Origin of the sequence: Candidatus Arthromitus sp. SFB-rat-Yit (genome assembly GCF_000283555.1) — a bacterium.
Lineage (GTDB): Bacteria > Bacillota > Clostridia > Clostridiales > Clostridiaceae > Dwaynesavagella.
In genome coordinates this window covers 791692-815136 of the sequence record NC_016012.1, presented here as the reverse complement: position 1 = coordinate 815136, position 23445 = coordinate 791692, and the positions used below count along the sequence as shown (strand labels likewise).

The 23445-nt window shown below is 29.3% G+C and carries 23 protein-coding genes; all 23 read left to right on the top strand.

The genetic code is table 11. The features are described 5' to 3' along the window. Nucleotides 1–3: 3 nt before the first annotated feature. The 23 genes from accB to RATSFB_RS03700 all read left to right on the top strand — a co-directional run bounded on the left by accB (nt 4) and on the right by RATSFB_RS03700 (nt 23443). Nucleotides 4–489, top strand: coding sequence for an acetyl-CoA carboxylase biotin carboxyl carrier protein (gene accB, locus RATSFB_RS03810; RefSeq protein ID WP_014094730.1), 486 nt, complete (start codon nt 4–6; stop codon nt 487–489). A gap of 18 nt (nt 490–507) precedes the next feature. Further along, entirely contained in the window at nt 508–939 is a 432-nt protein-coding gene (fabZ, locus tag RATSFB_RS03805; RefSeq protein WP_014094729.1) for a 3-hydroxyacyl-ACP dehydratase FabZ, read from the top strand. Nucleotides 940–952: 13 nt separating this feature from the next. Next, a complete protein-coding gene (locus RATSFB_RS03800) occupies nt 953–2299 on the top strand; it encodes an acetyl-CoA carboxylase biotin carboxylase subunit (RefSeq protein WP_014094728.1) in 1347 nt (448 codons plus the stop codon). Beyond that, nucleotides 2299–3165 (top strand): acetyl-CoA carboxylase, carboxyltransferase subunit beta, encoded by an 867-nt coding sequence (accD, locus tag RATSFB_RS03795; RefSeq protein ID WP_044035647.1) that lies wholly within the window; start codon nt 2299–2301, stop codon nt 3163–3165. The genes RATSFB_RS03800 and accD overlap by 1 nt, the downstream gene beginning before the upstream one ends. Further along, a complete protein-coding gene (locus RATSFB_RS03790; protein ID WP_014094726.1) occupies nt 3158–3964 on the top strand; it encodes an acetyl-CoA carboxylase carboxyltransferase subunit alpha in 807 nt (268 codons plus the stop codon). The genes accD and RATSFB_RS03790 overlap by 8 nt, the downstream gene beginning before the upstream one ends. A gap of 127 nt (nt 3965–4091) precedes the next feature. Next, nucleotides 4092–4538, top strand: a complete 447-nt coding sequence (locus RATSFB_RS03785) for an RrF2 family transcriptional regulator (protein ID WP_014094725.1) — start codon at nt 4092–4094, stop codon at nt 4536–4538. After that, nucleotides 4531–5676 carry a cysteine desulfurase family protein gene (locus RATSFB_RS03780; protein ID WP_014094724.1) on the top strand — a complete coding sequence of 382 codons (1146 nt, stop codon included), beginning with the start codon at nt 4531–4533 and terminating at the stop codon, nt 5674–5676. The genes RATSFB_RS03785 and RATSFB_RS03780 overlap by 8 nt, the downstream gene beginning before the upstream one ends. Before the next feature lie 25 nt (nt 5677–5701). Continuing rightward, nucleotides 5702–6775: a tRNA 2-thiouridine(34) synthase MnmA gene (mnmA, locus tag RATSFB_RS03775; RefSeq protein ID WP_014094723.1), complete on the top strand. Its 1074-nt coding sequence runs from the start codon at nt 5702–5704 to the stop codon at nt 6773–6775. A 48-nt stretch (nt 6776–6823) separates the two neighbouring features. After that, nucleotides 6824–9457 (top strand): alanine--tRNA ligase, encoded by a 2634-nt coding sequence (alaS, locus tag RATSFB_RS03770; RefSeq protein ID WP_014094722.1) that lies wholly within the window; start codon nt 6824–6826, stop codon nt 9455–9457. Nucleotides 9458–9551: 94 nt separating this feature from the next. Further along, nucleotides 9552–9803 carry an IreB family regulatory phosphoprotein gene (locus RATSFB_RS03765; protein ID WP_102030040.1) on the top strand — a complete coding sequence of 84 codons (252 nt, stop codon included), beginning with the start codon at nt 9552–9554 and terminating at the stop codon, nt 9801–9803. A gap of 66 nt (nt 9804–9869) precedes the next feature. After that, the gene (gene ruvX / locus RATSFB_RS03760; RefSeq protein ID WP_014094720.1) at nt 9870–10283 is read left to right on the top strand and encodes a Holliday junction resolvase RuvX; all 414 of its coding nucleotides are present in this window, start codon (nt 9870–9872) and stop codon (nt 10281–10283) included. Between the two features lie 36 nt (nt 10284–10319). After that, nucleotides 10320–10769 (top strand): Fur family transcriptional regulator, encoded by a 450-nt coding sequence (locus RATSFB_RS03755; protein ID WP_014094719.1) that lies wholly within the window; start codon nt 10320–10322, stop codon nt 10767–10769. Nucleotides 10770–10780: 11 nt separating this feature from the next. Continuing rightward, nucleotides 10781–12604 (top strand): ribonuclease J, encoded by a 1824-nt coding sequence (locus tag RATSFB_RS03750; RefSeq protein WP_014094718.1) that lies wholly within the window; start codon nt 10781–10783, stop codon nt 12602–12604. Nucleotides 12605–12650: 46 nt separating this feature from the next. Then, nucleotides 12651–12992 (top strand): YlbF family regulator, encoded by a 342-nt coding sequence (locus RATSFB_RS03745; RefSeq protein WP_014094717.1) that lies wholly within the window; start codon nt 12651–12653, stop codon nt 12990–12992. A 130-nt stretch (nt 12993–13122) separates the two neighbouring features. Continuing rightward, entirely contained in the window at nt 13123–14157 is a 1035-nt protein-coding gene (gene mltG / locus RATSFB_RS03740) for an endolytic transglycosylase MltG (protein WP_014094716.1), read from the top strand. A gap of 162 nt (nt 14158–14319) precedes the next feature. Next, the gene (locus RATSFB_RS03735; protein ID WP_014094715.1) at nt 14320–14967 is read left to right on the top strand and encodes an O-methyltransferase; all 648 of its coding nucleotides are present in this window, start codon (nt 14320–14322) and stop codon (nt 14965–14967) included. Between the two features lie 4 nt (nt 14968–14971). Further along, a complete protein-coding gene (locus RATSFB_RS03730) occupies nt 14972–16204 on the top strand; it encodes a peptidase U32 family protein (RefSeq protein WP_014094714.1) in 1233 nt (410 codons plus the stop codon). A 142-nt stretch (nt 16205–16346) separates the two neighbouring features. Then, nucleotides 16347–17945 (top strand): penicillin-binding transpeptidase domain-containing protein, encoded by a 1599-nt coding sequence (locus RATSFB_RS03725; protein WP_014094713.1) that lies wholly within the window; start codon nt 16347–16349, stop codon nt 17943–17945. Between the two features lie 36 nt (nt 17946–17981). Beyond that, entirely contained in the window at nt 17982–18671 is a 690-nt protein-coding gene (gene sigK, locus RATSFB_RS03720; RefSeq protein ID WP_014094712.1) for an RNA polymerase sporulation sigma factor SigK, read from the top strand. A 126-nt stretch (nt 18672–18797) separates the two neighbouring features. Beyond that, entirely contained in the window at nt 18798–19850 is a 1053-nt protein-coding gene (locus RATSFB_RS03715) for a type IV pilus twitching motility protein PilT (protein ID WP_014094711.1), read from the top strand. Between the two features lie 55 nt (nt 19851–19905). Beyond that, nucleotides 19906–21174 carry a glycosyltransferase family 2 protein gene (locus tag RATSFB_RS03710; RefSeq protein WP_014094710.1) on the top strand — a complete coding sequence of 423 codons (1269 nt, stop codon included), beginning with the start codon at nt 19906–19908 and terminating at the stop codon, nt 21172–21174. 148 nt (nt 21175–21322) lie between these two features. Next, nucleotides 21323–22468, top strand: coding sequence for a cell division protein FtsZ (ftsZ, locus tag RATSFB_RS03705; RefSeq protein ID WP_014094709.1), 1146 nt, complete (start codon nt 21323–21325; stop codon nt 22466–22468). Between the two features lie 204 nt (nt 22469–22672). Continuing rightward, complete coding sequence (locus RATSFB_RS03700; RefSeq protein WP_014094708.1) at nt 22673–23443, top strand: sigma-E processing peptidase SpoIIGA; 771 nt, start codon at nt 22673–22675, stop codon at nt 23441–23443. The last annotated feature ends 2 nt before the right edge of the window (nt 23444–23445 follow it).

Below are 23445 nucleotides of genomic sequence, written 5' to 3'. Positions count from 1 at the left end.
AGAATGATATCTTTTAAAGAAATAATGGAGCTTATAGATAAGATAAATAATTCTACCCTTTCTTTAATGGAGATAAATTATCAAGATTTATATTTAAAACTTGATAAAGAATCGAATCGTTTAGATACTGGTTCAGTTAATCAAATTGCTAAAACTAGTGTAAATAATAATGTAAAAGATGAGGTTAACAAGATAGAAATACCTAAAAATTCATTAAATGAAATCAAGGAAGAAGTTTCTGAAGAAAATGTTGAATACATAACATCCCCTATGGTTGGAACTGTTTATTTGTCACCTGCTCCTGGGAAACAACCTTATTTTTCTGTAGGTCAGAGTGTATCTTGCGGTGATACTGTATGTATAGTTGAAGCTATGAAGTTAATGAATGAAATTGAAAGTGAATTTTCGGGAAAAGTTTTGGAAGTTTTAGTTAAAGATTCACAAATGGTGGAATTTGGACAAAAATTATTTAAAATTAAAAAGTATTAATAGAAGGTGAATTTTCAAATGAAAAAGGTAGTTGATATAACAGAAATACTAAAGATTGTTCCTCACAGGTATCCTTTTTTGCTCATAGATAAGATAGTGGACATTGAGGAGAATAAAAGTGTTACAGCAATAAAAAATGTTACTTTTAATGAAAATTTCTTCCAAGGTCATTTCCCATCTCAACCCGTAATGCCTGGAGTGTTGATTTTGGAAGCATTGGCTCAGACAGGTGCAGCAGTTATACTTGCAAGCGATGAATATAAAGGCAAGCTCGCTTTTTTTGCTGGAGCAGATAAGATAAGGTTCAGAAGGATTGTTGTTCCAGGAGATGTTTTAGAACTTAAATGTGAAATTTTGAAAATAAGATCTGGTTTTGGGAAAGCAGCAGGTGTTGCTAAGGTAAACGGTGAAATTGCTTGTGAAGCAGAAATATTGTTTGCTATTAAGTAGTTAGGAGATTTTTATGATAAATAAGATTTTAATTGCAAATAGAGGAGAGATAGCTGTAAGAATAATAAGGGCGTGCAAAGAATTAGGTATAATTTCTGTGGCTGTCTATTCAGAAGCTGATAAGGAAGCACTACATACTCAACTTGCTGATGAAGCTATTTGTATAGGTCCAAATTCGGCTAGAGATTCTTATTTAAATATACCAAATATTTTAGAAGCTACTTCGCTTAGTGGGGCAGAGGCCATTCATCCTGGGTTTGGATTCCTTTCTGAAAATTCTAAATTTGCTAAAATGTGTAAGGATTGCAACATTATATTTATAGGACCTAATCCGAAAACTATGGATATGATGGGGGATAAAGCAAATGCTAGGATTACAATGAAAAAAAATGGCATTCCAATTGTTGATGGTTATGAAGGATATTTGAAAGATGAGCATTATGCATTTGAGATAGCTAAGTCAATTGGTTTTCCGGTTATGATAAAAGCTGCACTTGGTGGAGGTGGTAAGGGTATTCGAATTGTAGAAAATGAAGAGGATTTTAAAGATTCATATTTAATGGCAAAAGCTGAGGCACTTGCGTGTTTTAATAATGATGTAGTGTACATAGAAAAGTATATCAGAAATCCACATCACATAGAATTTCAAGTCTTAGCAGATGATTTCGGGAATGTTGTGCATTTATTTGAACGTGATTGTTCAGTTCAGAGAAAAAATCAAAAAATAGTTGAAGAAGCACCTTCTGCATTTTTGGATGAGGATACAAGAAAGAAAATGGGTGAAGTTGCTGTTAAGATTTGCAAAATTGTTAATTATGTAAATGCAGGTACAATTGAGTTTTTGGTTGATGACAATAAAAACTTTTATTTTATGGAAATGAATACACGTATTCAAGTGGAGCATCCTATAACAGAAATGATAACAGGAATAGATTTAATAAAAGAGCAAATTAAAATTGCTAGTGGTAAAAAATTGTCTTTTACCCAAAGTGATTTAAAAATAAAAGGGCATTCAATTGAATGCAGAATTAATGCTGAAGATGTTAATAGAAATTTTGCTCCATGTCCAGGTAAGATAGATCAGTTGAATGTTCCAGGGGGGTTTGGCGTTAGATTGGATAGTGCTGTTTATCAAGGATATACAATACCTCCGTTTTATGATTCAATGATTGCGAAGCTTATTGTTCATGGGAATACGAGAGATGAAGCCATAATGAAAATGAAGAGATCATTGGCTGAATTTATTATCGATGGGATTACAAGTAATATTGATTTCCATTTTGATATTTTAAATGACGAAGATTTTGCTAGAGGAAATTATAATACAGGATTTTTGAATAAGTTGGTGAATATCAAATGATGATAATCGATTTTTTTAAGAAAAATAAATATGTTACTGTAAGTACGATGCCTTTTGAGGAAGAGAGAAAGGTTTATATTCCAAATGATCGTTGGATTAAATGTAATAATTGCTCAAGAATTTTATATAAAGAGGATATTCAAGATAATTTAATGGTTTGTCCATTTTGCGAGCATCATTTTAGGTTAAGTCCTAGAGATAGAATTAGATATTTGGCAGATCAGAATACTTTTGAAGAATTTGACAACGACATGGTTAGTGTTAATCCATTGGATTTTCCTTACTATGATAAAAAACTTCAAGATGCTAAGAATGTTTCAAATGAAAAGGATGCTGTTGTTTCTGGAAAATGTTCAATCGGAGGGTATAAAACTGTTGTATGCGTTATGAATAGTTTTTTTATGATTGGTAGCATGGGGAGTGTTGTTGGTGAGAAAATAACTAGAGCCATAGAGTATGCTATAGAACATAAACTTCCTGTTATAATTTTCACGGCATCTGGTGGAGCGAGAATGCAAGAAGGAACATTGTCTTTAATGCAAATGGCTAAGATTAGTGCGGCTCTTAAAAAATTATCTGATAGTGGTCTTATCTATTTAACAGTTATAACAGATCCTACAACAGGTGGAGTGACGGCGAGTTTTGCTATGCTTGGGGACATAATAATAAGTGAACCCAATGCTTATATTGCGTTTGCGGGGAAAAGAGTTATAGAGAAGACCATTAATGAAAGATTGCCAGATAATTTTCAAAAAGCTGAATTCCTTTTAGAGAAAGGTTTTCTAGATAAAATAGTACATAGAAAAGATTTGAAAAATATCATAACTTATATATTAAAGGCACATAGGAGAGATGTGAATGAGTAATTTGAGTATTTGGGATAGGGTTTTACTTGCAAGAATGCCTATGCGTCCTACGGCTAAATTTTATTTAGAAAATATATTTGATTCGTTTGAAGAATTTCATGGTGATCGATATTATTCAGATGATAAAGCTTTGATTGGAGGAATTGGATTTATAGATGATATGCCTGTAACGATAATTTCACAAATGAAGGGGGAAAATACCAAAGATAATATTATGAGAAATTTTGGTATGACTAATCCTGAAGGATATCGTAAAGCTTTAAGGCTTATGAAACAGGCGAATAAATTTAATAGACCAATAATAACTTTTGTTGATACTCCTGGTGCATTTTGTGGTAAACAAGCCGAAGAAAGAGGACAGGGTGAAGCTATTGCAAAAAATTTGTTTGAAATGATGGGATTTACTTGTCCTATATTATCGATTGTAATATCTGAAGGTGGAAGTGGTGGAGCTTTGGGTATTTCTATAGCTAATGAAATTTGGATGCTTGAAAACTCAATTTATTCAGTAATATCTCCAGAAGCGTGTGCAAGTATTTTGTGGAAAGATTCTAGTAAGTTTAAAGAGGCCGCTGATGTTTTGAAACTCACATCTTACGATTTAAAGAAATTGGGAATTGTAGATAAGATAATTGATGAATACGGCGAAGGGGCACATGTGACTAAAGAAAAGGTTGCTGAATCTTTGAAGAAAGATATAGTTGACTTTATTAATAGATTTAAAAATAAATCAGGAAATGAAATTAAAGAGGAAAGATATCAAAAATTTAGAAAAATTGGACAATATGGAATTGAGTAATTTTAAAAATCTAATCTGATTGTTTATTAAGATTAGATTTTTTATTTTTATATGGGTGGGTCATGTTGACTATAAAAAATGAAATTGTTATAATTTTGAATTATTATAGAGTTTAAGGAGAATTAACATGAAAATGTCTACTAGAGGTAGATATGGAATAAAGGCAATGCTTGAGCTTGCTCTGTCTTATGATACTGAAATGATGTCTGTACGTAGTATCGCACAGAAACAAAAGATATCCGAACTTTATTTAGAACAATTGTTTTCTACTCTTAAGAAAGCGAACCTTATTAAAAGTGTTAGAGGTGCTAAGGGAGGATATTCATTAACAAGAAAACCTAAAGAAATTACAATTAAGGATATTATAGATGTAGTCGAAGGACCTATTAATATATCGGATTGTGCCGAAAACAATTCGACTTGTGATAATTTGGATAGATGTGCTACACGTGTTTTGTGGGTTAAAATAAGAGATGCTATTAACAATATTTTTTCATCGGTTACACTTCAAGATATAATAGATGAACATAATAAATTAAATTTTATTAATATAGGGGTTGATATCAATGAATGAACGAATTTATATGGATTATGCTGCTACGACTTTTTTAAGAGATGAAGTTATGAAAGAAATGAAGCCATATCTTTTTGATAATTTTGGAAACCCTTCGGGCATACATGAATTTTCAAGAATTGCCAAGAATGCAATAGAACATTCTAGAGAAAATATTGCTAATGCTTTAAAATGTCAAAGGAAAGAAATATTTTTTACAAGTGGTGGAACAGAGTCGAATAATTGGGCGATTAAGGGAGTTGCTTTTGCTAATAGAAAAAAAGGCAATCATATTATAATAGCAAAGATAGAACATCATTCTGTTTTGTATACTTGCAAATATTTAGAGCAAAATGGATTTAAGGTTACATATTTAGATGTTAATTCTGATGGTATTGTTAATGTAAACGACGTAATTAATGCAATTACTGATAAAACAATACTTGTTTCTGTTGCTTTTGTTAACAATGAAATAGGAACTATTCAAGATGTTGATGCTATATCAAAAGTTTGTCATGATAGAAATGTTATTTTTCACACTGATGCGATACAAGCTATAGGGAAAATTGATATATCGCTCGATAAATATAAATTTGTAAATTTATTATCTATATCGGGTCATAAAATATATGCTCCTAAAGGAATTGGGGTTTTGTACATAAAAGAGGGAACAAATATTGAAAATTATATACATGGTGGAAGTCAGGAGAAAGGTCGTAGATCTGGTACTGAAAATGTTTATGGTATTGTTGGTATTAGTAAGGCAATTGAGCTTGCTTGCAGAGAAAGAGAAGAAGAGAATGAAAAACTTAGAGAACTTAGAGATTATATGATTGATAGGATTTTGAAGGAAATACCAAATAGTCGTATAAATGGATCGCTTGAATACAGAACAAACAATAATATAAATGTTTGTTTTGACGGAATTAAAGACGAGGGAATACTTTTAGCTTTAGATTTAAAAGGAATATGTGCCTCCAGTGGTAGTTCTTGTAATTCTGGATCTGTGAATTCGTCACATGTACTTCAAGCTATAGGTCTTTCTCCGTTGGAGGCTCAAGGTTCTGTTAGGTTTACTTTGGGGAAAAATTCAAAAATATCGGATATAGATTATGTACTTGAGGAATTAAAGATTATAGTTAAGAGATATAGAGGATAAAAGATTGTGGTTTGGGTGATATGTTTTGGATAAAAAGAGAGTTGTTATTGGTTTGAGTGGTGGAGTTGATAGTGCAGTTGCTGCGTATCTATTGAAAAAAGAAGGATATGAAGTTATAGGCATTATGTTGAATTTATCACAGAATGATGAAGTTTATTTACTTCAAGAAGGTGGATGTTGTTCTCTTTCATCAGTTCTTGATGCTCGTAAAGTTGCAGAGCTCCTAAATATACCTTTTTATGTTTTGAATTACAAAGATGTATTTAAAGATAAGGTAGTTGATTATTTTGTAAATGATTATTTGGGTGGTAATACTCCAAACCCTTGCGTTGAATGTAATAGACATATAAAATTTGGAGAATTTCTAAAAGGAGCTAAAAATTTAGGTGCTGACTATATAGCAACGGGACATTATGCAAACATTGAAGAAGTTGATGGAAAATTCATATTAAAAAGAGGGATTGATCACAAAAAAGATCAAACATACATGCTGTATGTTCTTAAACAAGATCAATTAAAGAATATTTTGATGCCGTGTGGGAAATATACAAAAGAGCAAGTTCGACAAATTGCTAAGGAAATTGGTATGGATATACATAACAAAAAAGATAGTGAGGAAATTTGTTTTGTTCCTGATGGAAACCATGGAAATTTTATATCAAACATAGAAAAGGTTGTTAAAGGAAAGTTTGTTAATAAAGATGGTGAGATACTAGGGGAGCATAAAGGAATTGTTTATTATACAATAGGGCAGAGAAAGGGTCTTAATTTATCACTTGGAAAACCAGCGTATGTTATAGATATAAATGCTAAGACTAATGAAATTGTTATTGGAGATGAGGAAGATTTATTTTTTAGGAATGCCATAATTGATAAAATTAATCTTGTACATATTGACAGTTTTGAAGATGGATTGAATGTTGAGGGTAAAATTCGTTATCAGGCGAAACTTTGTTCCGGGAAAATATATAGAGTTAGTGATGATAAGATAAAAATTGTTTTCGACGAACCACAACGTGCAATGACTTGTGGTCAATCTTTAGTGTTATATCAAGGCGATATAGTTTTGGGTGGAGGAATTATAGTAAAATATTTTTAAAATAAATATGATTCAGCGGATTTTAATTAAAATGGAGTGATATGTGTTATGAAAAAATATACTTATGATGATTTGAGAAATTTATTTATTGAGTTTTTTAAAAACAAATCACACTATGTAATGAGTAGCTTTCCTTTAGTGCCTAAAGATGATGATAGTTTATTGCTTATTAATGCAGGTATGGCACCTCTGAAAAAGTTTTTTACTCGTGCTGCAACTCCTCCATCTAATCGAGTTACAACATGTCAAAAATGTATAAGAACGGGAGATATTGATAGTGTTGGAAAGACTGCAAGACATTGTACTTTTTTTGAGATGTTTGGAAATTTTTCGTTCGGTGATTATTTTAAAAAAGATGCTATAGCTTATGCTTGGGAATTTTTGACTAAGGTTATTGAGATACCAACAGATAGATTGTACATAAGTGTTTATAATGAAGATGATGAGGCTTTTGATATTTGGAAAAAAGAAATTGGAATTGAAGAGGATAGAATTTTTAAAATTGGTAAAGGAGATAATTTTTGGGAAATTGGTGTTGGACCTTGTGGGCCTTGCTCAGAAATATTCTATTCTTTTTTAGATGAGAAAATAGATTCTAAGGAAAAATTTTTAGAATTTCAAGATAGAGGAGAACTTTTTGAAATATGGAATCTTGTGTTCACGCAATTTAACAAAAATGAAAATGGAGTGTATGAAACTTTAAAATACAAAAATATTGATACAGGTATGGGACTTGAAAGATTAGCTATCGTAACTCAAGGAGTTAAAAATGTTTTTGAAACAGACCTTTTAAAATGTTTAGTTGATAAAGTTAAGAGTATAGCTAATCCATCATGTAAGGAAGATCAATTAGATTATTCTTCAAAAGTAATTGCAGATCATTCTCGTAGTATAGCTTTTCTCATTTGTGATGGTGTGATACCTAGTAATGAAGGGCGTGGATATGTTTTGCGTCGATTGATGAGAAGAAGTATTAGACATGCAAAACTTATAGGTATCAATAAAAAGTTTTTGAATGATATAGTTTCTAAAGTTATTGATGAGTATAAAAATAGTTATCCAGAATTGATTGAAAGAAAAGAATATATAAGTAACATTGTTGATGTTGAGGAAGATAATTTCAGCAAAACTTTAAACAATGGGATGGATATTCTTTTAAACAATTATGTGAAAGAGTTGGAAAATAAAAACGAAAATGTCCTCTCAGGAAGTAAAGCGTTCAAATTGTATGATACATATGGATTCCCTATTGAATTAACTGAAGAGATATTAAAAGAGAGGAATATAACAGTTGATATTGATGGATTTGAAGCTGAGATGAAAAGTCAACAGAAGAAAGCACGAGATTCTAGAAAGACTGACAATTATTTAGGGAATGACCTCGGTGTTTTAAATTCAACTGAAAATTATGAAACAGAGTTTGTTGGGTATGAACGTTTAGAAATTAAATCCAAAATCATGGATATTATAGTTGATAATAGTTTTAGTGATGAAATTATGTATAAAACTAAAGGGTTTTTAATTTCTGAAAGAACTCCTTTCTACCCTGAAATGGGAGGTCAAATTGGAGATATAGGAATAATAAAATCTCAAAATGGAACCGCAAAAGTTATTTCAACGCAGAAAAATATGCAAGGGCAGATATATCATGTTGTGGAAGTTCTAGAGGGAACTATAAAGAAAAATGATGAAATCTTGCTTATTGTTGATGAACCTAGACGTAAATCTATTTGTAGAAATCATACAGCTACTCATTTGCTTCAAAGTGCACTTAGAAGTGTTTTGGGTAACCATGTTAAACAATCTGGTTCTTATTTAGACGATAAAAAGCTTAGATTTGATTTTACGCATTTTAAAGCTTTGACGCATGATGAAATAAAAAGAGTTGAAGATATGGTTAATGAGTATATCTACAAACAAATTAATGTAAAAACTGAACTTATGGATATAATATCAGCGAAAGAAAAAGGTGCGACTTGTTTGTTTGATGAAAAATATGAAGATGAAGTTAGAGTTCTTAGTGTGGATGATTTTAGTATGGAGTTATGTGGTGGAACGCACGTTACTAATACGGGATTTATTGGAAGTTTTATTATAACTAGTGAGAGTTCTGTATCGTCAGGAGTAAGAAGAATAGAGGCAACTACAGGGAGTAATGTGTTTGATATTGTGAAATCTAATAGAAATATTTTAAATCAAATTTCGTCAGAGGTTAAAGTTTCATCGATTGGTGAAATTGTAAATAAAGTTAAAAGTTTAGTATCAGATATAAAAAATAAAAATAGTGAAATACTAAATTTAGTTTCAGTAATATCAAATGCGAAATTGAAGGAAATGGATAATATTGTTGAAAATTGCAAAGAGAAAAATGGTATAAAGGTAGTCGTTAATATTTTTAATGATGTAGATGTCAATGGGCTTAGAGATGCTTGTGCTAATATAAGAGATAAAGTAGAGTGTGGAGTTTTTATGCTTGCGACTGTGATAAATGGGAAAGCAAGTGTTGTTTGTATGGCAAATAAAAAAGCGATTGAGCTTGGAGTTGATTGTGGAAAGTTACTAAAAGAAACTTTGAAATTAGCCGGTGGAAGTGGAGGCGGAAGAAAAGAAATGGCACAAGGATCTGCAACTGATATCGAAAAGCTTAAAAATGCTTTTAATCAATTATATGAAATTATTTAATTGCCAAATGATAATTATTGTTATATAATTATTTCAAGACGACTCCAAAAGAGGAGGTGCGTATGGATTTATGAAAAAAGATTTTACGATGTTTATGAAGTATGATCGTGATTTGATCGAGAGTAAATTTGAATCTGTAGATCAATTAAATACCAAAGAAATACTAGAAGAGGTTTATAATTCTTTGGAGCAGAAAGGATATAAGCCTATCAATCAATTAGTAGGATATCTTATATCTGGTGATCCAACTTATATTACAAATTATAACGGTGCCAGGGCATTGATAAGTAAACTTGAGCGTGATGAGATATTAGAAGAAGTATTAAAAGCTTACTTAAAAAAGTAATTAATTTTATCCAAGTTTGCGTTTAGCTTACTTGGATTTTTTATTAGTTGTACAGAGGTTAGTTAGATGAATTACATGGGATTAGATATTGGTGATAAGAATATTGGGATTGCTATTAGTTCGGGAATAATAGCTCAAGGGATTGGTACATATAGGCGAAGTGAGTATGAAAAAGATATTTCTCACATCAATGGTATTATTAGAGATAATAAAATTGGTAAAGTTATCGTGGGATTACCTAAGAATATGAATGGCAGTATTGGATTCCAAGGAGAGAAGGTTATTAGGTTTTGTGAGGATCTAAAAAATATTTTGGATGAAGGTATTGAGATTGAGTTTATGGATGAAAGGTTGACTACGGTTTTAGCAAATAATTTTATGTTAGAAGCAGATATGTCTAGAAAAAAGAGAAAGAATATAGTTGATAAGATAGCAGCTCAAATAATTTTGCAGGATTATTTGAACATCTTAAATAAGTGATATAAATTTGGATTTTATATCTAAGGAGTAGTTTTAATGCATAGAGGATTAAATGATTTGGAAGATATAAAAATATACCTAAAGTCAAAAGGATATAAATTAACGGCTCAGAGAGAATGTATATTGAACGTAATAATCGAAAATAGGAATAAGCATTTGACAATTGATGAGATTTATAATTATGTAAACGAAAAGAATAAGACTATAGGGATTGCTACCGTTTATAGAACGATTGTATTATTTGAAGAATTAGGAGTTCTTAGTAAGTTAGTATTTGATGGTAGAGTAATTAGATATGAATTGTCTTCTTTTGATGAGGAACATACGCATCACCATTTGATTTGTGTTAAATGTAATAAAATTATGGAAGTTAAAGAAGATTTGTTAGAAAATTTAGAAAAGAGAGTTGAAGATAAATACAAATTTGAAATTATTGACCATAATTTAAAGATTCTAGGCATTTGTAGTGAATGTAAAAATGAATAGGAGGATTTATAATGGATTTAAAAACAGAATCAAAACGTAACGTTGTTGATTCTCAGAATAATTATAAAACTAGAGATAATTATTCTAAAAAGGATGAAGCACCTAAAAAGGAAGGCACTTTTAAAAAAGAATTTAATCAACAAAGGAAAGAAAAGAATTTTAATAGAGATTCGAAAAAAGTTCAGAATTCGATAAAAATTATACCGCTTGGTGGGCTTAATGAAGTTGGGAAAAACATAACAGCAATAGAATATAAAAATGATATTTTTGTTATAGATTGTGGATTAAAATTCCCTGATGATGATATGTATGGAATTGATTTGGTTATTCCAGATATAAGTTATTTGATAAAAAATAAGGACAGAGTTAAAGGAATATTTTTAACTCACGGGCATGAAGATCATTTAGGAGCTGTGCCGTACATATTAAAACAAATTAATGTTCCCGTGTATGGAACGAGGTTAACATTGGGAATACTATCTGTGAAGCTTAAGGAACATTACATTGATTACGCTAAATTGAATGTTGTGCGTCCTAAGGATGTTATTAAATTTGATAATATCAGCATGGAGTTTATAAAAAATAATCATAGCATTCCAGATGCGGTTTCGATTGCGATACATACACCAATTGGAATAGTTTATCATACTGGAGATTTTAAGGTTGATTTTACTCCTATAGATGGAGAAATTGCCGATCTAGGAAGAATTGCGGAGCTTGGAAGAAAAGGAATAATTTGTATGCTTGGTGAGAGTACGAATGTTGAAAAGCCAGGTTTTACAATTTCGGAAAAAGAGATCGGTAGAACTTTTGAAGATATATTTGGAAAAGCTAAATCTAGAATCATAGTTGCTACATTTGCGTCGAATGTCCATAGAATTCAACAGATAATTAATGCAGCTGCAATGTATGGGAAAAAAGTTGCAATATCTGGTAGAAGTATGGAAAACATAACAGGTGTTGCAAAAGAACTTGGATATATACAGTTCGATGATGATGTATTAATAGGAATAGATGAGATTAATAGGTGGGCTCCAGATAAGATTGTTATTATAACTACTGGAACTCAGGGAGAACCTATGTCTGCTCTTGCAAGAATGGCATCAGGTGATCACAAGAAGGTATCGATTATTCCAGGAGATACCGTTATATTTTCAGCTACTCCTATACCAGGAAATGAAAAGCTTGTTTCTAAGGTTGTAAATAAATTATTTAAGAGTGGTGCTGATGTTATATATGAATCTAAAGCTAAAGTTCATGTATCGGGGCATGCATGCCAAGAGGAGCTTAAATTAATGCTTGCTCTTGCAAAACCGAAATTCTTTATACCAATTCACGGGGAGTTTAGGCACCTAAATCATCATGTTGAGTTGGCAGAAAGTCTTGGTATTAGCAGAAAAAATATGTTAATAATGGAATGTGGAGAAATTGCCGAAGTAAAGAGAAATTCCATAAGCAAAATAGGGACTGTACCATCAGGTCAAATATTTGTTGATGGTCTTGGAGTTGGAGATGTAGGAAACATTGTACTTAAGGATAGAAAGCATTTGTCGCAAGATGGTGTTCTTACAGTTGTTGTTACTATAGATAGTCAGAGTGGAACAATAATTGCAGGTCCAGATATAATATCAAGAGGGTTTGTTTACGTGCGTGAATCTGAAAAATTAATTGATAATGTTAGAGAGTTGGTTAGAGAAGTTCTTCGTGAATGTGAGGAAGAAGGAATAATGGATTGGTCAACTTTAAAATCAAATATTAAAGATACACTCAGAAGCTTTTTATATGAAAAAACTAAACGACGCCCTATGATTTTACCAATTATAATGGAAATATAATTTATATAAATTTTTAAATATTAGATTTATTAGGAGGGAAAACTTCATGATTAATATTCATGATAAAGCTCACGAATTGGCAAATTCTATAAAACAAATGGAAGAAGTTAAAAAATTAAAAGAGATAAGTGAAAAGATTAAAGCAGATGAAAGTTTAACATCTTTGTTGAAAGAATTAAGGGATGTTCAATTTTTAGTATTTAATGAGCAACGTTCAGAAGGCAAATTAGAGAAAGAAACTGAAGAAAAATTTAAAATAGTATCTCAAAAAGTTATGGCTAATCCTGTAGTTGCTGAGTATGTTCAATACGAACAAAAAGTTGGTATAATTGTTGATGACATAATGAAGATATTAAATGAAGCTTTTGGCATACAAAGTTTTGTTTAATTAACCTTTGCCATGGTGTATTAACTTTTTACACTTTGGCTTTTTATTTTATTTTTTACATAAATGATATGGTTAATATATGATTTTAATTTTCACGAATTATAAATGTTGCAATGTATAGGAGGATTTAATGAGAATATCTTGGCTATCTAAAATTTTGATTTTAATTTTTTCATTGTTATTATGTTTTGTTGCTTATTTCGTTTATAACTTTCAATCAATAAATAATAGACCATTCTCATCTAATGTAGAAATTGATGTTAAAGAGGGTGATACCTTAAACAATGTAATAAATAAGTTGGAAAATCAAGGTAAACTTCGAAACTCTTTATTTGTAAAACTTTCAGTTAAAATATTTAATTATGATACAAATATAAAACCGGGACAATACTCTTTTGGTGACGATGTTTCTTTAGGTACAGTTATGGCATTTTTAAATAAAGGAAGAATGCCTGAATTTATTAAGGTTACTGTACCTGAAGGATATTCTGTGGAAGCAATGGGAGAGTTATTTGAGAAGTCAGGATTAGGTTTTACAAAACAAGATTTTTTAAATGAAGTTAAATATTATCCATTACCAAAATACGTTAAAAATGTCGATGAGAGAAGATATATGTTGGAAGGATTTTTATTTCCAGATACTTATCATTTTGATAAAGATTCAACACCGAATACTGTAATAAAAATTATGCTTGATAAATTTGAAACAGTTTTAAAGGAATTAGAAACTGAATTAAAAGTTTCTATTCCTGAAGATAAGATAGATGATATTGTAACGATGGCATCTATTGTCGAGAGAGAAATTATACATGATGAAGAACGAGTAAAAGCTGCATCTGTATTTTATAACAGATTAAGAATTGAAATGCCCCTTCAGTCTTGTGCAACGGTTATATATGCTTTAGGAAAACATAAGGAGGTATTATATAATTCTGATTTGGAAGTTGATTCGAAGTATAATACATACAAGTATTCATCGCTTCCTATAGGGCCTATTGCATCACCAGGAAGGGAATCACTTAAAGCTTCGATAAGTCCAATTGAAACGAATTATCTATATTTCATATTAAATGATGAAACGAACTATCATTATTTCTTTGAAAATTATGCAGATTTCTTAAGACAAAAAGCAATAAGAGATACAACTCTTGCTGTAAAAAAATAAATTTTAAAAGGTCATCTCAATAGGTGGCCTTTTATGTTTTATCGAAATGTCAATTAAATACAATTATTGACATGGAATATATTATTGACTATATTTTTATAAAAAGTCAAAAAATAACAAAAAATTATTTTTATTAATTTTGTTGATTTAGGAGAAATTATCATGAGTAATATCGTTAATGATGATATAAATGAATTTATAATTAAAAATACAAGGTTAGATTTATCAAACGATCTTATGGATCTTGAGGTATATGCTTTAGAAAATAATGTGCCAATAATTGACAAACAAGTTCAAAATTTTATAAGTATAATGCTTAAAATCAATATCCCTAAAAATATTTTGGAATTTGGAACAGCTATAGGATTTTCTTCTATCTTTATGTGCGAACAACTTCAAGGTAACGTTGAAATAACAACCGTTGAAAGAGATAAGAATCGTATCATAAAAGCAAAAGAAAATTTTAAAAAGTTTGGCTATGAAAACAAAATACGTCTTATAGAGGGGGATTGTTTTGAAAATTTTGAATATTTAGATCGTGGATATGATTTTATATTTATTGATTCATCTAAATCTCATTATGAGAAACTATTGAACAATTGTATCCAAAATTTAAATAAAAATGGTATAATTATCTTCGACAATGTTTTATATAAAGGCATGGTTGCGTCAGATAGTTTAGTTGTAAAACGTAAAAAAACTATCGTAAACAACATGAGAAAATTTTTAAAGAATGTTGTCAACGATACAAGATTTTCAACAATGTTGTTACCTATTGGTGATGGTATTATGATTTTAAGGAGGAATTAATAAGGTGAAAAAAGTTGAATTGCTTGCACCTGCAGGCAGTTTAGAAAAATTAAAGGTAGCTATTGATTTTGGAGCTGATGCTGTCTATGTTGGAGGTCCAAGATTAAATCTGAGAGCATTTGCAGATAATTTTGATTTTGATGAGATGAAAGAGGGAATAAAATATGCTCATGATAGAGGAGCTAAAGTTTATTTGGTTTTGAATGCGATCCCAAGAAATTTTGACATGAATGGTATTGAAGACTATGTCAAAAGATGTGAATCTTTGGGCTTCGATGGTGCGATCATTGCAGATCCAGGTTTGATTTCAATAGTTAAAAAGAATACAAACATGGATATACATTTAAGTACTCAAGCTAATGCGATGAATTATGAAACTGCGAGATTCTGGTATGATTATGGATTAAAAAGGATAATCTTAGCTCGAGAATTAAAACTAAAAGAGGTAGAAGAATTTGTGAAGAAATTGCCAGAAGATTGTGAAATAGAAGTGTTCGTTCATGGAGCTATGTGTATGGCTTATTCTGGTAGGTGTTTAATATCAAATTATATGACATCTAGAGATTCAAACAAGGGGGCTTGCTCTCAAGCTTGTAGATATAAATATTATCTTGTGGAAGAAACACGACCTAATGAGTATTACCCAGTTTTTGAAGACGAAGATGGAACTTACATAATGAACTCAAAAGATTTATGTATGATTGAACATATTGATGATGTAATTAGATCTGGAGTTGCCTCTGTGAAAATTGAAGGACGTATGAAAAGTTTATTTTATCTTGCCATGGTTGTAAAGATGTATAGGGAGGCTATTGATACATATTATGCCGATCCTGAAAATTTTAAAGTTAACCCTGATTGGAAAAGAAATCTTCAGAAGATAAGTCATAGAAGATATTCTACAGGATTTTTTTATGGAAAATCTGGAGAGCAAAGTTATGAAAGTGCAACGTATGTAAGAGAATATGATATAATTGGTATTGTTAAAAATTATGATAAAGAAACAAAGATAGCAACTATTGAGCAAAGAAATAGAGTGTTTAATGGAGATAAGGTTGAGATTATACGACCTAAAACTGAAAATTTTGAGGTTGTATTAAACGATATGAAGAATGATAAAGGTGAAAATATTGAGAAGGCTAACCATGCTCAAATGATTTTTACAGCACATGTTGAAACTGAATTAAAGACAAATGATTTTATAATTATGAAGAAAAATGAAATTTCACTTGGTTAAAATATTTGGAGCTAGAATAATTAATTTATTCTAGCTCTGAATTTGTTTTTGAGAATTTGTTAATTTATGTGAATATTTTTAAAAATATTTGAAATGATTTATACAAATATTTCTTTTGGATCAATAGAGTGGGGTTTTATTTATGGATAAAAATAATATCAGAGTGAGAATAAGATTTATAAATATTTTGTTTGGATTGAGTATCCTTGTTATAATTTTTAGACTTGCATTTATACAGTTAGGTACAAAATCAGATAAGTATGTATCCATAGCAACGAATCAATACAATTTAGATTATAGGACAAGTAATTTAAATTATAGAATTCTTGATGAGAATTTCAATGATTTAATTAAGTATAATAATAAATATATAGTACAAGTAAAATCTAACATATTTAAAAACTATAATAATAATATAGAAATGGAGAAGATTTTAACATTCACATCTATTTTAAAAAACTATAACAAAGATTTTGATTTGATTCAAAAATTTCAAGAGAATCCTGGATACAATTTTAAGTTTGAGGTTGACAAGTATACATATGATAAATTAAAAACTTTGCAAGATATAAATGGGGTTTATCTTTACGAGTACAACGAATTTAATGAGAATGAAGCGTGGTCAATTCAAAATATTTTAATTAAGGAAATTTCCGAAAATTCAACAAATGATGAGTATCATAACTATATTGAAAATAATAAGTATCCAAAGATTGATTTCAATTATGTTAAGAATGGTAAAAAAGTCGTAGATGAAGATAATAATAATTTAAAATTAACTATAAATAAAGAGTTACAAGAGGGGATAAAAAATATAATTAAAGATAAAAAATATGATCAATTTGATGGTATAGCAATTGCTATATCGGAAGCGACAACTGGAGAAATAAAAGCATTAGTCCAAAAAAACGAGTATAATCCTAATATTATTCTTGGATCTGCAAGCCTTGGATATGTTCCAGGTTCAGTTTTTAAACTTGTAGTTGCAGAGGCTGCTATTGATTCCGGAATTTTCACATCTAAACATACTTTCAACTGTGAAAATAGCAGGTATAATTTATGTAAAAATAGGCATTCAGGAACCTTAACTATAGAAGATGCTCTTGCCGTTTCATGTAATAATATATTTGCAGAAATAGGAAAAGAGATTGGTTGGGATTTGATTAAAAGTTATGCTGAGGATCAAGGGTTATTTAAGAAAGTATTGGGGTTTAGTGATTTGAGAGAAGCTAGTGGAAGTTATGCCGAACCTAAAGAATATGAGGATGGACCTTTATTTTTATCTATGGGACAAAATATGTTAATTGAACCATTACAAGCTTTGAGTATAACAAATACTATTTTAAATAATGGTGTTTATAATAGACTAAAGTTGGTTGATCAAATCGTGAATGAAAATAATGAAATTATAAAAGAATTTGAGGTTGATTCTGACAAAGTATTGAAAAAAGATACAGCAAACATAATGAAAGATATGTTAATAAATACTTTGGAAAATGGGACAGGAAAGAATATTAAAATTAACAGTCTAGAAAGTGGAATTAAAACAGGTACAACTGAAAGGTTTGATGGAGAAAGTCTTGTTTCAGATGGATGGGTATTAGGATATTTTAAACATAGAAACAAATATTATTCAATGTTTGTGTTTGTTGAAAACATAAATGAAGAGGGACAGTTTGGAGGAAATACAGCAGGTCCAATTTTTAAAGAAATAGTAGATTATTATAGCAGTACTTTTTAGTTTTTTGTTTTTGAGCATTTAATAGGGGGATCTTAATTGATAGACAACTTATTTGAGATCATCAGTAGCGTAGTTTTATTTGTAGGATATATAGTTGGAAATAATTCATTCCCAAACCCATTAACTAGCGAACAGGAAAAAGAATATATAGATAGATTTAAAGCAGGAGATTTAAAAGCTAAGAATATTTTAATTGAAAGAAATTTGAGATTGGTTGTTCATATAGCTAAAAAATTTTCATCGGTAAGAGATGTGGAAGATTTAATATCTGTTGGAACGATAGGACTTATAAAAGGTATAGAGTCTTTTGATTATGTAAAAGGAACTAAACTTGCAACTTATGCTGCAAGATGTATAGAAAATGAAATTTTAATGTTGATAAGAAATTCTAAAAAGACGAAAAATGAAGTATTTCTTCAAGATCCTATAGGAACAGACAAAGAAGGAAATGAAATTTCTTTGATAGATGTATTAAATAGTAGTGATGATACAATAATTGACATTGTTGAACAAAAATTAACGATTAAAAAAATGTATAAAAAGCTTAATGATATTTTGACTGAGAAGGAACAACTTATAATAAAATTGAGATATGGATTGATAGATGGAAAGATTAAAACACAAAAGGAAATATCTAAAAAATTAAATATCTCAAGATCTTATGTTTCACGAATTGAAAAGAAAGCGTTAATGAAATTGAATAAAGAATTATTTGTTAAAAAGTAATATGATAACCATCTCTGCATTTAGGGATGGTTATTTTTGTATATAAAAATATATTTTGGGAAATATAAACTAATATAAACTATTTTTGAGAGAGGAATAAGAGTATCGTACTCTTTTGTAGTAGCTATGTTGTCATTACAAGATATATTAAAGTTAGCTTGCGATAAAGAGTTTTCATACATATATTTAAGCGTTGGTGCAAATATATTTGGTCGTGTTAATTCGGATTTGGAAGTTATGTTTGAGAAAAAATTAAATTCAGATGATCTTACAACTTATGCAAAAGAAATTTTAGGGGATAAGTTTACTGAATTATTTGAAACTGAAGAAAAGTACATATCATTTTCGATACCAGGTATTGGAAGGTTTAAAGCTAATATTTTTAGACAAAGAAACAGTATTGCAATATCAATTAAAATATTATCTAGAAATGAGTTTAATAATGAAATTGATATTCCAAATAATATTTACAATTTTGTATCTCAATTAAAAAATGGATTAGTATTAATAATTGGATCAATCAATAGTGGAAAAAATTTTACACTTTCAACAATTATTCAAAAAATTAGCAATACATATTCAAAATATATCATTACGCTTGAATCAACTATTGATATTCTATATAGGCATAATAAGTCTATAGTTAATCAAAGGGAAATGGGAACTGATACGGACTCGTATATAAGTGGTATTGAGTCTGCGTTTAGAGAAAGACCAGATATTTTGGTTATTGATGATATACCAAATTATGAAGTTATGAAGCTGATAATGAAATGCTGTGATGCGGGTATACTTGTTATAGCAACATTTTATTCAAATAGCATACAAAGAACATTGGAATTTTTATTTGGAATGGAACCAAAGGATAAAACTTATCTTAAAAATATTTTACCAAGTATGTTAAGATGTATGATTCACCAAAAAAACATTTTTGATAAAAATCAAAACAATTTATATTTGTTTGAATTTATGATCAATATTCCAATAATAGCTAACTGTATAAGAGAAAATAATATTAAAAACCTATATACTTTAATGCAGAACAATACGAAATTAGGTATATGTACCATGGACAATTCTTTGATAAACGCTTACAAAGAAGGACTTATTTCAAGAGAGGTTTTTGTTCAAAATGTATCTAATAAAGAAATTGCTGCAAAAATTATATTGAATTATTAAGTAATATTGTAGTAATGTATTTAAGAAAGTAGCTATTAAGAGGAGGTATATCAATTTGTTTTTTGATTTAATTGAAAAAATAGCTTCAATTATTGTGAATTTAGTTTATATTATTTCATTTTATTATTTGGCAATTTCAATACTGGGTCTTCTTTTGAAAAACAGAAAAAATAAAAAGCTTGATAAGAAAAATAGATTTGCTATTGTTATTGCTGCTCATGATGAAGAGAAGGTTATTTCTAATAGCTTGAAAAGTTTGAAAGGTTTGAATTACGATAAAGAATTTTATGATGTTTTTGTTGTAGCGGATAATTGTACAGATAAAACAAAAGAGTATTCTCTAGCTCAAGGAGCATTGGTATATGAAAGGTTTGACGATAATAATAAAGGAAAAGGATATGCTCTAGAATGGATGTTTAATAAAATATTTGATATGGGAGATAGATATTCTGCTATTATTGTATTGGATGCTGATAATATAGTGTCTCCTAACTTCCTAACAGAGATGAATACAAAATTAAACAATGGATATAAAGTTATCCAAGGTTATATTGATAGTAAGAATCCAAATGATAATTGGCTTACAATGAGTTATTCTATAGCGTTTTGGAGCAATAATAGATTATTTCAGTTGTGTAGAGATAATTTAGGATTATCTTGTCAATTATCTGGTACAGGATTTTGTTTAGATATTGAAACGCTTAAAAAAGTTGGCTGGGGAGCTACATGCCTTACTGAAGATTTAGAATTTACTTGTAAACTAATAATGAATAATATGAGGGTTGTTTTTGCGTATAAGGCTGTTGTTTATGATGAAAAACCTCTTACATTAAAACAATCATGGAATCAAAGAAAAAGGTGGATGCAAGGATTTGCTGATGTATCAAGTAGGTATTTCTTGAAATTAATTGAAAGAGTATTTTCTCATAGGGATTTGAAAGCTTTGGATTGTGCGTTATATTCAATACAACCTATAGTAATAACTATACTTGGAATAGTTTCAATATTTAATATGTCTAGATTATTATTATCATTAGTTGGTATTTTTATGGGACAACCATTGGTTTTTGAATTTAAAGCTATAAGATTTATATCATTAGCGTATTTTATATTCCAGTTTATGATAACTCCTATAATGATACATTTAGATTCTAAATTAAATTTTAAAGTTTTAATGTATTATATATTTATATATCCATTTTATATAATTACATGGGTACCTATAGCAATACAAGGAATTTTGAATAAAAATAAAAAAGAGTGGTTTCACACGGATCATTCAAGAAATGTAAGCATTAATGAACTAGAAAAATTTAAGAATTAAACAAGGAGTTTAAGGATTTTTGTTGAATATATTTCTTATGTACATAGTTCTGTAAGCTGCGGTGTATTTAAATTTTTATATATAAATTTCCATATTTTTAATACAAAATTTAAATTTTAGCTTTTCTAATAAAACAGGAGGAATTAGTGTGTTAGATTTTGATATGAATAGTATTTTTCAAAATGCAAGAATAAAAGTAATTGGATGTGGTGGCGGCGGAGGGAACGCTGTTAATAGAATGATAGAAGATGGTCTTAAAAATGTAGAATTTATTGTTGTTAATACTGATAATCAAGCTTTAAGATTATCTAAGGCTGAATCTAAGATTCAAATAGGTGAGAAGTTGACAAGAGGTCTTGGAGCTGGAGCGAATCCAGATATTGGTGAAAAAGCTGCTGAAGAAAGTAAAGATATGATAAAGGATGCTATACAAGGAGCAGAGCTTGTATTTATAACCGCGGGAATGGGAGGAGGAACGGGAACGGGTGCTGCTCCAGTTGTTGCAGAAATAGCAAAATCGTTGGGAATATTAACGGTTGGTGTTGTTACAAAACCTTTTCCATTTGAAGGAAGAAAAAGAATGATGCAAGCAGATATGGGTATATCTAATTTGATGAGTAAAGTTGATACTTTAGTGACAATACCAAATGAAAGATTGTTAACAATGGTTGATAAAAAAACATCTTTACTTGAAGCTTTTAAGAAAGCGGATGATGTTTTAAGACAAGGTGTTCAGGGTATATCTGATCTTATAACTATACCAGGTATAGTTAATAGAGATTTTGCTGATGTAAAAGCAATTATGAGTGATAGAGGTCTTGCTCATATGGGTATAGGTAGGGGTACTGGTGAAAATAGAGCTATAGAGGCAGCTAAGCAAGCAATATCATCGCCATTACTCGAAACATCTATAATTGGAGCTACAGGTGTACTTATGAATGTTACAGGTGGACCTGATTTATCACTGCATGAAATTCATGAAGCTGGAAATATGGTTCAAGAATCTACAGATGAAGATGCAGTATTTATGTTTGGAGCTGTTATAGATGAAGATTTAAAAGACGAAATTAGAGTAACTTTAATAGCTACTGGTTTTGAAGGAAGTGCAAATAGAAAAGTAAGCGAGATATTTAAAGAAGAGATTTTAGTAACAAAACCTGATATTTCTAAGACAATAAAAGAAGATAAAGAAGAACCTCCAATTGAAAGGGAGGATGTTAATAAGAAGAACAATGATAAAGAAGATGATTATGGTATTCCTGCCTTTTTAAGGAAACGTGATTTTAATAAATAATACATAGTTTAAAATTTAAACGAGAAGACTGGCGTATTTTAAAATTTTTATGCTAGTCTTCTCGTTTTTTTAAGTGAGAATTAACATGGATCATATAAATATTGTAAAATATTACATAAAAAAATATATTGTTTACAGTAAAAACAACAAAATTTTAATTAAATAACTTCTATAATAAATAAAGGTAAATAGGAGGACTTAAATATGATTATTTATTATGATTTGTTTATATTTGAGAACTTCATTTTTAATTTATTTATTCTATATACATCTTTTAAAATATTAAATTTAAAGTTGAATTTTTATAGATTATTATTTGCATCAATTGTATCATCATTTATATCTAGTTTGATTTTAATAAATTTAAATTCTGTGATTTATTTGTTATTTATTATATTGACCAGCACATTTGCTGGATTAATTTTATGTGTTCCTGAGATAAGAGTTAATTATTTTATACAGATAATTGTGAGCATGTTCTTTACATCATTTATATTATTTGGGATTATTAAATTTTTAAGCACGTGGTTTGTAAATATAAATTATAAAATCATATTTGTAATTTTTATTGTTGTTTTTGTCATATATGGTATTGTAAAAAAATATATAACTAGAAATACATTTTTTAATAATTACATATTTGAAATAGAATTAAACTATCAAAATAAAATTTATAAATTTAATGGATTTTTGGATACAGGTAATGAGTTGTATGAACCAGTGTCTGGTCTACCAGTAATAATTGTAGAAAAAAGATGTATTCCAGGCATTTTTTACCATGAAAAATATTTCTATAAAATACCATATAAAGTTATAACAGGAGATGTATCATATTTTGAAGGTATAAAAGTTAAAAATGTTCATTTTAAAAACAACAATAAAGATTTTTATGCGGATATTATTTTGTGTACAACTTATACATCATTAGATCCTAATAAACGTTTTGAAGCAATATTATCTAGATGCATAATTTAGGG

What these genes read in the sequence shown, in the direction of transcription:
- accB (WP_014094730.1), top strand. Translation starts at nt 4, where the DNA reads ATGATATCTTTTAAAGAAATAATGGAGCTTATAGATAAGATAAATAAT.
- fabZ (WP_014094729.1), top strand. Translation starts at nt 508, where the DNA reads ATGAAAAAGGTAGTTGATATAACAGAAATACTAAAGATTGTTCCTCAC.
- RATSFB_RS03800 (WP_014094728.1), top strand. Translation starts at nt 953, where the DNA reads ATGATAAATAAGATTTTAATTGCAAATAGAGGAGAGATAGCTGTAAGA.
- accD (WP_044035647.1), top strand. Translation starts at nt 2,299, where the DNA reads ATGATAATCGATTTTTTTAAGAAAAATAAATATGTTACTGTAAGTACG.
- RATSFB_RS03790 (WP_014094726.1), top strand. Translation starts at nt 3,158, where the DNA reads ATGAGTAATTTGAGTATTTGGGATAGGGTTTTACTTGCAAGAATGCCT.
- RATSFB_RS03785 (WP_014094725.1), top strand. Translation starts at nt 4,092, where the DNA reads ATGAAAATGTCTACTAGAGGTAGATATGGAATAAAGGCAATGCTTGAG.
- RATSFB_RS03780 (WP_014094724.1), top strand. Translation starts at nt 4,531, where the DNA reads ATGAATGAACGAATTTATATGGATTATGCTGCTACGACTTTTTTAAGA.
- alaS (WP_014094722.1), top strand. Translation starts at nt 6,824, where the DNA reads ATGAAAAAATATACTTATGATGATTTGAGAAATTTATTTATTGAGTTT.
- RATSFB_RS03765 (WP_102030040.1), top strand. Translation starts at nt 9,552, where the DNA reads ATGAAGTATGATCGTGATTTGATCGAGAGTAAATTTGAATCTGTAGAT.
- ruvX (WP_014094720.1), top strand. Translation starts at nt 9,870, where the DNA reads ATGAATTACATGGGATTAGATATTGGTGATAAGAATATTGGGATTGCT.
- RATSFB_RS03755 (WP_014094719.1), top strand. Translation starts at nt 10,320, where the DNA reads ATGCATAGAGGATTAAATGATTTGGAAGATATAAAAATATACCTAAAG.
- RATSFB_RS03750 (WP_014094718.1), top strand. Translation starts at nt 10,781, where the DNA reads ATGGATTTAAAAACAGAATCAAAACGTAACGTTGTTGATTCTCAGAAT.
- RATSFB_RS03745 (WP_014094717.1), top strand. Translation starts at nt 12,651, where the DNA reads ATGATTAATATTCATGATAAAGCTCACGAATTGGCAAATTCTATAAAA.
- mltG (WP_014094716.1), top strand. Translation starts at nt 13,123, where the DNA reads ATGAGAATATCTTGGCTATCTAAAATTTTGATTTTAATTTTTTCATTG.
- RATSFB_RS03735 (WP_014094715.1), top strand. Translation starts at nt 14,320, where the DNA reads ATGAGTAATATCGTTAATGATGATATAAATGAATTTATAATTAAAAAT.
- RATSFB_RS03725 (WP_014094713.1), top strand. Translation starts at nt 16,347, where the DNA reads ATGGATAAAAATAATATCAGAGTGAGAATAAGATTTATAAATATTTTG.
- RATSFB_RS03715 (WP_014094711.1), top strand. Translation starts at nt 18,798, where the DNA reads ATGTTGTCATTACAAGATATATTAAAGTTAGCTTGCGATAAAGAGTTT.
- RATSFB_RS03700 (WP_014094708.1), top strand. Translation starts at nt 22,673, where the DNA reads ATGATTATTTATTATGATTTGTTTATATTTGAGAACTTCATTTTTAAT.